This window comes from uncultured Ferrovibrio sp. (assembly GCF_937960835.1).
GTDB lineage: Bacteria > Pseudomonadota > Alphaproteobacteria > Ferrovibrionales > Ferrovibrionaceae > Ferrovibrio.
Map to the genome: position 1 here is coordinate 136,961 of NZ_CALGPC010000017.1, position 13,488 is coordinate 150,448.

Consider the following 13,488-nt stretch of genomic DNA (forward strand, 5'->3'; position numbering starts at 1 on the left):
GCGATAGCCATGCCTCGAACTGCACGAAAAACCGCACGAAGGAGTTTAGCAATGACGGCGCAAGACAGAGTTAACGAAGACATCACCGAGCTTCGTGCTCAGGTCTCCGATCTGGGTAATCAGTTGAACAGCGTGATCGAACGTGCCCGAAAGGAAGGCGGTTCCATCGCGCAGGCAGAGCTATCGCAGCTGCAGGACCGGCTGCAAAAGCTGATGACCGATGTGCGTGACCGCGGGCGTGAGGCATTGTCGAGCGCGGAAAATACCGTGCGTGAACATCCCGGGGCGAGCCTTCTGACGGCATTCGCGGCCGGCGCATTGGTTGCCCTGCTGTTGCGGCGATGATCAAAAGCCTAATCGGGCTGGTGGTAGGCGGCATGCAAACCGCTTACCTCGCCCGCAAACTCAAACGCTTCGGGATCGCGGCGATGTTCGGGATCCTGGCGCTGATTGCCCTGCAGGCGGCCTTCATACTGGGCGGCTGGGCGGTGTTCCTAGGATTGGGGCAGATACTCGATCCTGTATGGGCCGCAGCGGCAGCAGCCGGCGTTCTGCTGTTGATCGTCGCGATTCTAGTAGGCGCAGCAGTAGGCGTGATCAATCGCGCGCCGCCAGACCCAATCAAGCAGACGATGTCACAGGTCGGGCCTGTTGGCCGCGAGCTCACGCGGCAGCATCCCACAGCCGCCGTTGCGGGTGCAGCGGCGCTGGGTATGGCTGTGGCATTTCTGCTGCGGCGCTAGAGCGCCGTTAAGCCAAGGTCGACTTAGAAAGCCAAGGTCGACTTAGAACGGGATTTCGTCGTCCAGATCGTCGCGGCGCGGCGGCGCTCCACCGCCGGAGCGACCGCCGCTGCTCGAGCCGCCGGAGGAGCCGCCGCTGTAATCGTCGCCGCCGCTACTGAAACCGCCGCCGCCCTCGCCGCGGCCATCGAGCATCGTCAGCTCGCCGCGGAAGCGCGGCAGCACCACTTCCGTGGTGAATTTTTCGACACCGTCTTTGTCCGTCCACTTGCGAGTCTGGAGTGAGCCCTCCAGATATACCTTGGACCCTTTCTTGAGATACTGCTTCGCGACTTTCACAAGATTTTCGTTGAAAATCACGACCCTGTGCCACTCTGTGCGTTCTTTGCGCTCGCCGGTGGCCTTATCGCGCCAGGTCTCAGACGTCGCGACGGAGAGCTGGCAGACCTCTTCGCCGGATTGCATGGAGCGGATCTCCGGGTCGCGGCCGAGATTGCCGACCAGAATGACCTTATTGACGCTGCCTGCCATTGTTTAACCCCTATCCGTTCGCGAAGCGGTCCTATATTATATGAGCGGCGTATAGTGAACAACTGTCCCGTAAAGCGCAATATCGGCTTTCCCTAGATCGGCTTAAACCTATGCAGAAGTTCATTTCCGTCCGTGGCGCGCGCGAGCACAACCTCAAGAATGTCGATGTCGATATTCCCCGCGACAAGTTGGTGGTTCTGACCGGGCTGTCGGGATCTGGTAAGTCGTCGCTGGCGTTCGACACCATCTACGCCGAAGGGCAACGCCGCTACGTCGAGTCGCTATCCGCCTATGCGCGGCAGTTCCTGGAACTGATGCAGAAGCCGGATGTGGACCATATCGACGGCCTTAGCCCGGCCATCTCCATCGAGCAGAAAACCACCTCGAAGAACCCGCGTTCCACTGTCGGCACGGTCACGGAGATCTACGATTATCTGCGCCTGCTTTTCGCCCGCATCGGCGTGCCCTATTCGCCGGCGACCGGCCTGCCGATCGAAAGCCAGACCGTCAGCCAGATGGTCGACCGCGTGATGGCCATGCCGGAAGGCACGCGCCTCTATCTGCTGGCGCCCATCGTGCGCGGACGTAAGGGTGAGTACCGCAAAGAGCTGCAAGACCTGCAGAAGCGCGGCTTTCAGCGCGTCAAAGTGGACGGCAAGCTCTATGAGATCGCCGAAGTCCCTGCGCTGAACAAGAAACTCAAGCACGATATCGAGGTCGTGGTTGACCGCGTGGTGGTGCGCGACGGCATCCAGACACGCCTTGCAGACTCCCTTGAGACAGCTCTGGGATTGGCGGATGGCATCGCCATTGCCGAGAATGCCGACAAGGACGAGCGCACGATCTTCTCGGCCAAGTTCGCCTGCCCGGTCTCCGGCTTCACCATCGAGGAAATCGAGCCGCGGCTATTTTCGTTCAACAGTCCGCATGGCGCCTGCCCGACCTGCGACGGGCTTGGATCGAAGATGTATTTCGACGCGGCGCAGGTTGTCCCGGACGAAAACGTCAGCCTGCGTGACGGCGCCATCGTGCCCTGGTCTCGTGCCGTGACGCCCTCCCCCTATTACCTGCAAACGCTCGAAGGCCTGGCGAAATACTACAAGTTCTCGCTAACAACGAAGTGGAAGGACCTGCCGGCGAAGGTGCGCAACGCCATCCTGCATGGCTCGGGCGACGATATCGTTCCGATCACCTATGACGACGGGATGCGCAGCTATACGGTGAAACGTCCCTTCGAGGGCGTGCTGCCGAATCTGGAACGACGCTGGCGCGAAACCGAGTCCGATCAGATCCGTGAGGAATTGTCGCGTTATCAGTCGCAGACCGCCTGCGAGACCTGCGGCGGCCATCGCCTGAAGCCGGAGGCGTTGGCCGTCAAGGTAGGCGGCAAGCATATCGGCGAGATCTGCGAGCTTTCGATCCTGGAAGCGCGCCAGTGGTTTCTCGATCTCACCAAGAAGCTGAAGCCGAAGGAAAAGGATATCGCCGCCCGCATTCTCAAGGAGATCAACGAGCGGCTTGGCTTCCTGGTCAATGTCGGCCTCGATTACCTCACCATGGCGCGTGCATCCGGCACGCTCTCCGGCGGCGAAAGCCAGCGTATCCGCCTGGCCTCGCAGATCGGTTCCGGCCTGACCGGCGTGCTTTACGTACTGGACGAACCTTCTATCGGCCTGCATCAGCGCGACAACGCCAAGCTGCTGGAGACGTTGGTTCATCTGCGCGATATCGGCAATACCGTGCTGGTCGTCGAGCATGACGAAGAAGCCATCCGCACGGCCGATCATGTGATCGATATGGGCCCTGCGGCTGGCGTGCATGGCGGCGAGATCATCGCCCAGGGTACGCCGGAAGAGATCATGGCCAACAAGAAGTCGATCACCGGCCAGTATCTTACCGGCGTGAAATCCGTGCCGGTGCCGAAGCAGCGCCGCAAGCCCACGCCGAATAAGCGCATCCGGGTGGTCGGCGCTCGGGCGAACAACCTGCAGAACATCACGGTCGAATTTCCACTCGGCATCTTCACATGCGTCACCGGCGTGTCCGGCGGCGGCAAATCGACGCTCACCATCGAGACGCTGTACAAGGCGATCTCGCGAAAGCTGAACAACAGCCGCGAAGTTCCAGGCGCGCATGACCGCATCGAAGGCCTGGAATGGCTCGACAAGATCGTCGATATCGACCAGTCGCCGATTGGCCGCACGCCGCGCTCAAACCCGGCCACCTATACCGGCGCCTTCGGCCCGATCCGCGATTGGTTTGCGAGCCTGCCGGAAGCCAAGACGCGGGGCTATGCGCCCGGCCGCTTCTCGTTCAACGTCAAGGGCGGACGCTGTGAAGCCTGCCAGGGCGACGGCCTGATCAAGATCGAAATGCACTTCCTGCCGGACGTCTATGTCGTCTGCGACGTCTGCAAGGGCAAGCGCTATAATCGCGAGACACTGGAGATCACCTATCGCGACAAGTCCATTGCCGATGTGCTGGACATGACGGTTGAGGACGGCGTCGAGTTCTTCAAGGCGGTGCCCAGTATTCGCGAGAAGCTGGAAACTTTGGAGAAGGTCGGCCTCGGATACATCAAGATCGGCCAGTCCGCCACGACGCTGTCGGGCGGCGAGGCGCAGCGCGTCAAACTGGCCAAGGAGTTGTCCAAGCGGGCTACCGGACGCACGCTCTACATCTTGGATGAGCCGACCACTGGCCTGCATTTCGAGGATGTCCGCAAGCTGCTCGAAGTACTGCACACCCTTGTCGATGCCGGCAACACGATGATCGTCATCGAGCACAATCTTGAAGTGATCAAGACAGCCGACTGGATCATCGATATGGGGCCGGAAGGCGGCAATGGCGGCGGCCGCGTCGTCGCCCAGGGCACGCCGGAAGACGTTGCCAAGGTACCGGGCAGCTATACCGGCCAGTATCTCAAGGAATATCTGAAGCCGCCGTCGCAGCGTAGCGCGCCGGCCTTAAAGAAGTCCGAGAAAGGCAAACGCCGCGACGCGGCCGAATAGGACCGGGGAACAACGCCATGCCGCGTGCGCGGCCCAAGAAGGTCACGCCGGAATATCTGGAACGGGCGGCCCTGTTCTATCTCGAGCGCTATAGCAGCTCGGCGGGCAATCTGCGCCGCGTGCTGGACCGCAAGGTTCGCCGCTCGATCCAGGAACATGGCGCCCCCGACCCGGCTGAAGCCGCCGCCTGGATTGCCGCCCTGATCGCCAAACTGCAGCGGAACAATCTGCTGAATGACCGGACTTATGCGGAAGGCCGGGTGCGCCGTCTCTACGCCGAAGGCAAGCCGCTCGGCCGCATCCGCCAGATTCTGGCGGCCAAGGGCGTTGCCCGGGTGGATATCGAGGCCGCGTTAGAGCGGTTGCAGGATGAGGCAGAAGGGCCTATTTCCGACCTGCCGGCAGCGGCGGCCTATGCAAGAAAGCGGAAACTAGGCCCCTATCGCGCCAACCCCGCGGAGCGGGCCGAGAAGCGGCAAAAGGATTTGGGCGCCCTGGCGCGGCGCGGATTCAGCCAGGCGGTCGCCATGAAAGTGCTGTCGGCGGAAAGCGTTGCCGCACTGGAGGAGTTGATTCATGACCCAGATTAAGCCTGTGCATGTGATTGGCGGCGGCCTCGCCGGCTCGGAAGCGGCCTGGCAGATCGCCCGCCAGGGCGTGCCGGTGGTGCTGCATGAGATGCGGCCGGTGCGTAAGACCGATGCGCACCAGGGCGACGGTCTGGCGGAACTGGTCTGCTCAAATTCCTTCCGCTCGGACGACGCGGAGAACAACGCCGTCGGCCTGCTGCATGAAGAACTGCGCCGCTGCAATTCGCTGATCATGGCGGCGGCCGATATTGCCAAAGTGCCCGCGGGCGGCGCGCTCGCCGTGGACCGGCACGTCTTTTCAGCAGAAGTGCAGAAGGCCATCGAGGCCGAGCCGCTGATCGAGATCCGCCGCGAGGAGATCGCCGGCATTCCGCCCGAGGACTGGGACAGCGTGATCGTCGCCACCGGGCCGCTCACCTCGCCCGCTCTGGCGGAGGCGGTCCGTGCGCTTACCGGTGAGGAAAGCCTGGCCTTCTTCGATGCCATCGCGCCGATCGTCTACAAGGACAGCATTGACATGTCGAAAGCGTGGTTCCAGTCGCGCTACGACAAGGCCGGTCCGGGCGGCAGCGGCGATCAGGGCGAAGGCGCCGACTACATCAACTGCCCCTTCGAGAAGCAGAACTATCTCGAATTCCACGCCGCCCTGCTGGCGGCCGAGAAGACCGAGTTCAAGGAGTGGGAAAAGAACACGCCCTATTTCGAGGGCTGCCTGCCGATTGAGGTGATGGCCGAGCGCGGGCCGCGCACGCTCACCTTCGGTCCTATGAAGCCGGTTGGCCTGATCGATCCCCGCACCGGCCGCAAGCCCTATGCTGTCGTGCAGCTGCGCCAGGACAACAAGCTCGGCACGCTCTACAACATGGTTGGCTTCCAGACCAAAATGAAGCACGCCGAGCAGGTGCGCATCTTTCGTATGATCCCGGGCCTGGAGAATGCGCAATTCGCCCGCCTTGGTGGCATCCACCGCAACACCTTCCTGAACAGCCCGAAGCTGCTGGACAAGCAGCTTCGCCTGAAGGCAATGCCACGGCTGCGCTTCGCTGGTCAGGTGACCGGCGTGGAAGGTTATGTCGAGAGTACGGCCATCGGCCTGCTGGCCGGCCGCATGGCGGCTGCCGAACGGCATGGCCGCGAGCAGGCGCCGCCGCCGCCAACCACGGCGCTGGGCGCTTTGCACAACCACATTACCGGCGGCGCCGATGCCAAGACCTTCCAGCCGATGAATGTCAATTTCGGCCTCTTCCCGCCGCCGCCTGAGGATGTGCGCAAGGAGGAACGCAAGCGGGCGATGAGCCGACGCGCCCTTGCTGATCTGGCTGCTTGGCTGAACGGCACCATGGCTGCCGCCGCATGACGACCACGCCGGTTACGCTGGTTGGTGCGACCGGGAAGCTCGGTCTTCAGGTCGCGAAGCGACTGTCGTCGCGCGGCGTGCCGGTCATTCCCGTGGTCCGCCGGCCGGAGCGCCTGCCGCCGGAGCTGCAGCCGCTTGCCCGCCGTATTGATCTCGAACAGCTGGAAAGCCTGCGTCCCGCGCTTGAGGACGCGCAGTTACTGGTCTCCTGCGTACATGGCCGCTATGGCGTCGATCTGCTGAAAGCCGTGCCGAGTGATGTGCGGCGGATCGTACTGCTCGGTTCGACCCGCATCTTCACGCGCTTTCCCGATCCGAATGTTGCGGCGCTACAAGCCACCGTGGATGCCTTGGCGCAATCGGGCCTGCCCGGTGTCGTGTTGCATCCGACCATGATCTACGGCGCGGCGGCTGAGAATAATCTGCAGCGCGTCGCCACCTATATCCGCAGGTTCGGTGTCATCCCCTTGCCGGGCGGCGGCAAGACTTTGCTGCAGCCGATCCATGTTGAAGACGTTGCGGCTTGTGTGGATGCCGCGCTGTATCGCGCCGAAGCACCGGGCACGCCGATCATCGTCGCCGGTCCGCAGCCAATCAGCTATCGCGATCTGGTTCTGGCAGTTGGCGATGCCATTGGCCGCCGACCGGCGATCCTGCCTGTGCCGGGCACATTGCTGGAAGCGGCGGCCGACATGACAGGTCTGTTGTCCTTTTTGCCGCGCATCCGGCGTGACGAAGTCCGCCGACTTGGCGAGGACAAGGCCTTCCCCATTGATGAGATGATTACGCGGCTGGGCGTGCGGCCCATGCCGCTGATCGAAGGCCTGCGCCGCACGTTCTCCTAAATACGGCGTCGCCAGACCGACGACAGCAGTGAGAAATGTTTCGCCGTGGCCGCGCTATTGGCAGGCACGGCTTCAGGATTGTAGCCCGCTCTGGCCAGATGCCGCAGATACACGCGCGCCAGGCTGGCAGGCAATAGCGCCGGCAAAGCCTGGCGGCTGACCGGCCGCTGCCGCAGTTCATCCAGCATGCATGCGGCATCCTGGCCGATCTCGGCGATGACGCCGGCCACTTCTGCCCCCATTCCTCTCTGATACAGTGACTCCGGCGTCCTGCCTGCGGCAGCGAGCCGATCCGCCGGCAAGTAGACGCGATGCTGCGCCGCCATGAAGGGCACGGCGCGCAGCAGGCCCACAAGCGCATATGCCGTCCCCGCCAGCCGGATACTTTCGCTCAGTGCATCGTCGATCGGTACGTCCAAAGCCTGAGCGGCCAAGCGCATCAGCGGCGCAGAGCTTGCCTCTGCATACGCCGAAAGCTCGGCCGCTGTTTCGAATGGCCGATCCTCCATGTCGCGTTCACGCGCATCGATCAGCATCATCGCGTCATTCACATTGACATGACGGCAATGCCTGTGCAGCGCTTCGATCACCGGATGTCGGCGCGGCTGATCCTTGGCGATCCCTTCCCACGCCTCGCGCCACCATTGCAGGCGGATCTGTCCGATCATCGGCTGCGTCACCGCTTCACGCGCGCGTGCGATCTCGCTGTTGAACGCATAGAGCGCCAGCAAGGCAGGCCGCTTTGAATCAGGTGCGAACAAAGTCGTCAGCCAACGATCTGAATCGAAACGGCGAACGTCCTGCTGGCAATACTCCTCTGGCGAATCGCTCATGCTAAAAGGCCGGGCTCCGATGGTTGCTTGTCGCTACCATGTTTTATGATAGCCTCACACCTGCGAATCGCAATTTGTCGCACGCAGACGCGGCGGGAAGAATCGTTGATCGTGTGCCGCTGTTTGCGTTGGTCATAACAATAACAAGCACCAACGAGGACACGGCAATCATGGCAAAGATACTCGAAAATCTCTACAAGGCGCTCGGCGCTGGCGTCATCCTGGCGCTGATCCTCTTCCTCGTAGGGCACCGCAGCCTGGATCCCGCCTTCTGGAGCTTCTTCTTCCGTTGGCTGCATGTGTTGTCCGGCGTCCTATGGATCGGCCTGCTCTGGTATTTCAACTTCGTGCAGATCCCGACCATGCCGAAGATTCCAGCCGAACTGAAACCTGCGGTCGGCAAGTATATCGCGCCTGAGGCCCTGTTCTGGTTCCGCTGGGCTGCCGTCGCCACTGTCGTCACCGGTCTGGTCCTGTCGGGCCTGAACGGCTATGGCCATCAGGCCATGATGCTGCAGGAAGGTGCCCGCATCATCGGCGTTGGCATGTGGCTCGGCCTGTTCATGGCGGCGAATGTCTGGTTCGTGATCTGGCCGAACCAGAAGAAAGCGCTGGGCATCGTTCCGGCGGATGACGCCACCAAGGCCAAGGCGGCGCGCTTCGCCATGCTCGCTTCGCGCACCAACTTCATTCTGTCGATCCCGATGCTCTACTGCATGGTCGCGCAGCAGAACGGTATCACCCTATAAGGGTTATACAGGAATAAGGGCGGCGGCCACCCGCCGCCCTTCTCCCATCAGAAGATTGTAGGTCCGGCAGGCCGCGCCGGTATCCAGCGCCTCGATCACCACGCCTCTGGCCTTCACTTCGGCCCGCAACGCCTTGGGCACGAAAGCGATGCTCGGTCCGCAGCCGAGCAGGAGCAGCTCCACCGCCGGCGTTACCTGAAACACCGGCTCGAGCGACGCCAGGCTGACCTCCGCAAAGGACGTCGCGGTCCAGGCTATGGTCTGGCCGGGGAAGACCAGAACCGGCTCGGTCCAATGCTTGCCCGAGATGCGGAACCCGCCATCGCCATAGGCATTGATCACTTGGCGGTCGGCGGGAATGCGCGGCAGGAGGTCCATGTCACGCCTCCTTGGCGGTTGAAATCAGGAGCGCTGCCCAGCGGGCGTCGCTTTGGCTTTGGTCTCGGCTTCGGTGTTTGTCTTCTGACGACGACGCAGCCATTTCTCGCCGGTGATCAGCACCAGCGGGGCGGCAATGAAGATCGACGACGACGTGCCGACGATGATGCCGAACAGCATACCAATCGCGAAGACTTCGACGGCCTCGCCGCCCATGAAGGCCAGCGGTACCATCGCCAGGAAGGTCGTCACCGAGGTGAAGAGAGTGCGTGACAGGGTTTCATTGATGCTGCGGTCGATCAGCTCGCGCAGCGGCATGGTCTTGTACTTGCGCAGGTTCTCGCGCATGCGGTCATAGACCACCACCTTGTCGTTGATCGAATAGCCGATGATAGTCAGCACGGCTGCCACGGCGGTCAAGCCGAACGGCAATTGCGTGACGGCATAGAAGCCGATCATTTTGGTGATATCGAGCAGCAGCGTGATAAACGCCGCCAGCGCGAACATCCACTCGAACCGGAACCAGATGTAGACCGCGATGGCCAGCAGCGCGAGACCAACGGCGATCAAGCCGCTTTGGAACAATTCGGCGCTGATTTTGCCGCCAACCACTTCCACGCGCCGCATTTCAGCACCCGGATAAGCCTGGCTCAATTCGGTGCGCACACGCTGAGCTGCGGCATTCTGCGCCGCGTCGTCGTCGCCCTGGCGCTCCAGGCGGATCAGCAGGTCGCGCGGCGAGCCGAATTCCTGCAGCGCCACCTCGCCCAGATTCATGCTGCCTAGCAGGTTGCGCAGCGCGGGGAAATCGGCCGGCTGCTGCAGGCGGACTTCCATCAGGATGCCGCCGCGGAAGTCGATGCCGTAATTTAGGCCCGGATAGAAGAACAGGATGATCGAGGCGATCGACAGAAACGCCGACATCGCCAGGCCGACGAAGCGGCCCTTCATGAACTTAATGTTGGTATTGTCGGGGATCAGACGCAGGCGGAACATGGATCGCCTTCTCCTATACAGCCAGCGCCTTGGCGCGGGTCGCCCGCAGCCACAACACCATCATGAGACGCACGCCGAGAATCGCGGTGAACATCGAGGTCAGAATGCCGATCGAGATGGCGACCGCGAAGCCGCGCACCGGGCCAGAGCCAACCGCGAACAGGATCGCCATGGCGATCAGTGTCGTCAGGTTCGAGTCCAGAATGGTTGAGAAGGCGCGGTTGAAGCCGGCGTCCAGCGACGCCACCACCGACTTGCCAAGTTTGTATTCCTCGCGGATGCGCTCGTTGATCAGCACGTTGGCGTCCACTGCCATGCCGATGGTCAGCAGGATGCCGGCGATGCCAGGCAGCGACAGCGTCGCCTGCATGCTCGACAGGATGCCGAGGATCAATACCAGGTTGACGGCCACGGCAATCACGGCGAAGACGCCGAACAGACCATAGGCCGCGATCATGAACAGGTTGACCAGCACAAAACCGATGATCGTTGCAATGATACCGGCGCGGATGGCATCGGCACCAAGATCGGGGCCGACCACGCGCTCTTCGATCACCTTCAGTGGTGCCGGCAACGCGCCCGCGCGCAGCAGCACGGCAAGATCGTTCGCTTCGACTACGGAGAAGTTTCCACTGATCTGGCCGGAGCCGCCGAGGATCGGTTCGCGAATCACCGGCGCGCTGAGCACCTTGTTGTCGAGCACGATGGCGAAAGGCAGACCGACGGCCTGCTGGGTGACTTCAGCGAAACGCTTGGCGCCGGTGCTGTCGAAACGGAAGTTCACCACCGGCTGGCCAGTGCGCTGATCATAGCCCGCCTGCGCATCGACCAGATTGTCGCCGGCGACTTCCACCTTGCGACGAACCACGTAGCGTTCGACCGGTGCATTAGCCAGCCGCGGCTTGTCACCTTCTAGGATCTCGGTGCCCGGCGGCGGCGGGCCGTTCGGATCGGCGGTGGTGTCCACCATCCGGAAAGTCAGCTTCGCCGTGGTGCCCAAAAGGCGCTTGATGCGATCCGGGTCATCCACGCCGGGCAACTGCACCAGGATGCGGTCGCTGCCCTGCACCTGGATCGTCGGCTCGTTCACGCCGGTCTGGTCGATACGGCGGCGCACGATCTCCATCGACTGCGCCACGGCCGAACGGGCACGTTCACGCACCGCCACTTCCGACAGCGTCATGCGGACCACGCCTTCGGGACTGATCTCGAGCTGCAGATCCGTCTGCTGCGCGCCTAAGCTGAAGGCCCCGCCCTGCACCGGCTGGCCCAGCTTGGCCAGCAGCGGGCGCGCCCGTTCCGCCTGCGAGGGGTCGCGCAGCCGCAGACCGACACTGTTGCCGCCGACGATGCTGAGGTTGGTGTAGCCGATGCGCTCCTTGCGCAGCTCTTCGCGCGCGCCCTCGACCACGGCTTCGAGCCGTTCGCGCAGCACGGCGGAGGTATCGACCTCCAGCAGCAGATGCGCGCCGCCGCGCAGGTCGAGGCCAAGATTGACCTGCGGTAACTGCATCCAGCTTGGCAGCGCTTCATGCTGCTGGCGGGTCAGCAGATTCGGCGCGGCCGTGATCAGGCCGGCCAGCGTAACCAATACCACCAGAACGGTCTTCCATGGCGCGAAATACAGCATCGCAAATCCTTTTGAGCCTGCCTCGGCTCAAGCCTCGTCGGGGCCGATCGATAGGCGGCGCCGAAGCGCCGCGCCACCTTACGAGGCCTTAGTTTTCGGCCTTGTCGTCCTCGATGTCGCCACCCTTGGCACGCACTTCCGAGATGGTGCCCTTGATGACCTTGACCTTCACGCCGTCGGCGATTTCGAGCTGAACGATGCCGTCTTCCTGCACCTTGGCCACCTTGCCGATGATGCCGCCAGCGGTGGTCACCACGTCGCCACGGCGGACCGCCTCGATCATCGCTTTGTGTTCTTTCATCTTCTTCTGCTGCGGACGGATCAGCAGGAAATAGAAGACAACGAAGATCAGGACCAGCGGCAGCAGCGAGGTCAGCATGTCGGTGGTACCACCGGCTGCCTGCGCGTAGGCCTCAGAAATCAGCATGAAAGCACTCCCTGTGCGTCAGAAAAGCCGGCATTCCGGCGCGAGACGCGGACTATAGCGGCAGGCCGATGGATTGCAAGCATCGACGGGTCTGCAGGCGTCCTTGCGGCAGCCCGAAAAGACTTTGCGAATCAATGCTCTGCGTCGATCCGCCGCGACCGCCGGAATGGCATTGCCCACGCTCCGGCCCTATAGTGCGGGGACCGGTACGGAGTCTCCAATGCATGTCTTGAACATCGAAGGTATGAGCTGTGAGGCCTGCAAGCGGGCGATCAGCAATGCCATCAGTAACGCCCTGCCAGGGCTGGTCTTTGAGGTCGACCTGCCCGGCAAGAAGGTCCGGGTCAACGACTTGCCGGCCGACCGACTGGCAGCCTTACGCAACGCGATTCGGGACGCGGGCTACGGCATTCTGGATACCGACCCGGCCGGTTGAGACGGCTAGGTTCAGCCCAGCGGGTTGCCGGCGAGCTGAACGGCATTTTTTGTCCTGGATCAAAGCGCAGCCGGTAGGGCTGCGGTCAGATTTCCCCGACGCTGTGATTATGTCCTTAGGGAGGACGCGCATGCATCGGGCTATAGCTGTGATCCGGGCGGAGCATCGGGCTTTCGGGGCCATGCTTCATGCCTTCGTCGGCATCCTGGAAGATCTGACGGCTGGCGGGGCGCAGCCGGATTTCGAGCTGCTCTACGCCATGCTCGAATATGTCGGGCAGTTCCCCGACCGCTACCATCATCCGAAAGAAGACGACTACCTGTTCCGTTTGCTGCATATGCGGGCGCCGGATGCCGAGGGATTGCTGGATGCCCTGGAAACGGAGCATATCCATAACGCGTCCCTCACCGCCGCCCTGCGCCGAAGCCTCGACCGCTTCTACAACCAGCCCGACGATTCCAGCCGTCTGGCGATCTTCCGGGATCTGGCGCGGCGTTATGCCGATTTCCATTGGAAGCATATGCGGCTTGAAGAGGAGCAGATCCTGCCGCTCGCCGAGGCACGGCTGACCAAGGAAGACTGGGCGGAGATCGACACCGCCTTCGACAGCAATCATGACCCGATGATCGGCGTCGACGCCAAGGTCTATTTCGACGATCTGCGCAAACGGATCGTTACTCGCACGCCGGCGCCGCTTGGCGTGGGTGAGCGCCCCTTCCCCTGATCTCGGGGCGCTTCAGGACCATTCAGGTCGACTTCGCCGGTTGCGGCCAGCGCCATAACCGGATCAGCGACGACGCGGATACGGCCCGCGAACATACGTTTCACCAATCTGGAAAGCAAAAAGGGCCCGACCGTTTTATGGCCGAGCCCTGTTTTTGTAAGAAATGGTCGGAGCGGCGGGATTTGAACCCACGACCCCCAGTCCCCCAGACTGATGCGCTACCAGGCTGCGCTACGCT

Annotated in this window: 15 protein-coding genes; 9 read left to right on the forward strand and 6 right to left on the reverse strand. The window is 62.4% G+C overall.

Translation table 11 applies throughout. The annotated features are described in order from the left end of the window. Positions 1-51 precede the first annotated feature (51 nt). Both Q0603_RS17300 and Q0603_RS17305 read left to right on the forward strand, forming a co-directional pair. On the forward strand, positions 52-345 hold the full coding sequence (locus tag Q0603_RS17300) for a hypothetical protein (RefSeq protein WP_298728023.1): 294 nt from the start codon (positions 52-54) through the stop codon (positions 343-345). A gap of 32 nt (positions 346-377) precedes the next feature. After that, on the forward strand, positions 378-743 hold the full coding sequence (locus Q0603_RS17305; RefSeq protein ID WP_298728025.1) for a phage holin family protein: 366 nt from the start codon (positions 378-380) through the stop codon (positions 741-743). Between the two features lie 42 nt (positions 744-785). Here the strand turns inward: Q0603_RS17305 and ssb are convergent, their stop codons facing one another. Next, on the reverse strand, positions 786-1,274 hold the full coding sequence (ssb, locus tag Q0603_RS17310) for a single-stranded DNA-binding protein (protein WP_298728027.1): 489 nt from the start codon (positions 1,272-1,274) through the stop codon (positions 786-788). A 110-nt stretch (positions 1,275-1,384) separates the two neighbouring features. On the opposite strand from ssb, the gene uvrA reads away from it, so the two are divergent. From uvrA to Q0603_RS17330, 4 genes are read left to right on the forward strand one after another with little or no spacing between them, the layout of a single operon-like run. Then, on the forward strand, positions 1,385-4,285 hold the full coding sequence (gene uvrA, locus Q0603_RS17315) for an excinuclease ABC subunit UvrA (RefSeq protein WP_298728029.1): 2,901 nt from the start codon (positions 1,385-1,387) through the stop codon (positions 4,283-4,285). Positions 4,286-4,302: 17 nt separating this feature from the next. After that, entirely contained in the window at positions 4,303-4,875 is a 573-nt protein-coding gene (locus Q0603_RS17320) for a RecX family transcriptional regulator (RefSeq protein WP_298728031.1), read from the forward strand. Beyond that, a complete protein-coding gene (gene trmFO, locus Q0603_RS17325; RefSeq protein ID WP_298728033.1) occupies positions 4,862-6,232 on the forward strand; it encodes a methylenetetrahydrofolate--tRNA-(uracil(54)-C(5))-methyltransferase (FADH(2)-oxidizing) TrmFO in 1,371 nt (456 codons plus the stop codon). The genes Q0603_RS17320 and trmFO overlap by 14 nt, the downstream gene beginning before the upstream one ends. Next, positions 6,229-7,077: an NAD(P)H-binding protein gene (locus tag Q0603_RS17330; protein WP_298728035.1), complete on the forward strand. Its 849-nt coding sequence runs from the start codon at positions 6,229-6,231 to the stop codon at positions 7,075-7,077. The genes trmFO and Q0603_RS17330 overlap by 4 nt, the downstream gene beginning before the upstream one ends. On the opposite strand, the gene Q0603_RS17335 is transcribed toward Q0603_RS17330, so the two are convergent. Then, on the reverse strand, positions 7,074-7,910 hold the full coding sequence (locus Q0603_RS17335) for a squalene/phytoene synthase family protein (RefSeq protein WP_298728036.1): 837 nt from the start codon (positions 7,908-7,910) through the stop codon (positions 7,074-7,076). The two genes, Q0603_RS17330 and Q0603_RS17335, sit on opposite strands and share 4 nt — an antisense overlap. A 170-nt stretch (positions 7,911-8,080) precedes the next feature. Here Q0603_RS17335 and Q0603_RS17340 point away from each other — a divergent pair, with 170 nt between their 5' ends. Beyond that, complete coding sequence (locus Q0603_RS17340) at positions 8,081-8,659, forward strand: urate hydroxylase PuuD (protein WP_298728037.1); 579 nt, start codon at positions 8,081-8,083, stop codon at positions 8,657-8,659. A 3-nt stretch (positions 8,660-8,662) separates the two neighbouring features. Here Q0603_RS17340 and Q0603_RS17345 read toward each other — a convergent pair whose 3' ends face one another. From Q0603_RS17345 to yajC, 4 genes are all read right to left on the reverse strand, one after another. Next, positions 8,663-9,037, reverse strand: coding sequence for an Mth938-like domain-containing protein (locus Q0603_RS17345; RefSeq protein ID WP_298728039.1), 375 nt, complete (start codon positions 9,035-9,037; stop codon positions 8,663-8,665). 24 nt (positions 9,038-9,061) lie between these two features. Beyond that, entirely contained in the window at positions 9,062-10,033 is a 972-nt protein-coding gene (gene secF, locus Q0603_RS17350) for a protein translocase subunit SecF (protein WP_298728041.1), read from the reverse strand. A 13-nt stretch (positions 10,034-10,046) separates the two neighbouring features. Further along, positions 10,047-11,663: a protein translocase subunit SecD gene (gene secD / locus Q0603_RS17355; protein WP_298728043.1), complete on the reverse strand. Its 1,617-nt coding sequence runs from the start codon at positions 11,661-11,663 to the stop codon at positions 10,047-10,049. An 88-nt stretch (positions 11,664-11,751) separates the two neighbouring features. Then, positions 11,752-12,090 (reverse strand): preprotein translocase subunit YajC, encoded by a 339-nt coding sequence (gene yajC / locus Q0603_RS17360; RefSeq protein WP_298728045.1) that lies wholly within the window; start codon positions 12,088-12,090, stop codon positions 11,752-11,754. Positions 12,091-12,310: 220 nt separating this feature from the next. On the opposite strand from yajC, the gene Q0603_RS17365 reads away from it, so the two are divergent. Then, positions 12,311-12,526, forward strand: coding sequence for a heavy-metal-associated domain-containing protein (locus tag Q0603_RS17365; RefSeq protein ID WP_298728047.1), 216 nt, complete (start codon positions 12,311-12,313; stop codon positions 12,524-12,526). A 130-nt stretch (positions 12,527-12,656) separates the two neighbouring features. Continuing rightward, a complete protein-coding gene (locus Q0603_RS17370; protein WP_298728049.1) occupies positions 12,657-13,250 on the forward strand; it encodes a hemerythrin domain-containing protein in 594 nt (197 codons plus the stop codon). Positions 13,251-13,488: the final 238 nt, after the last annotated feature.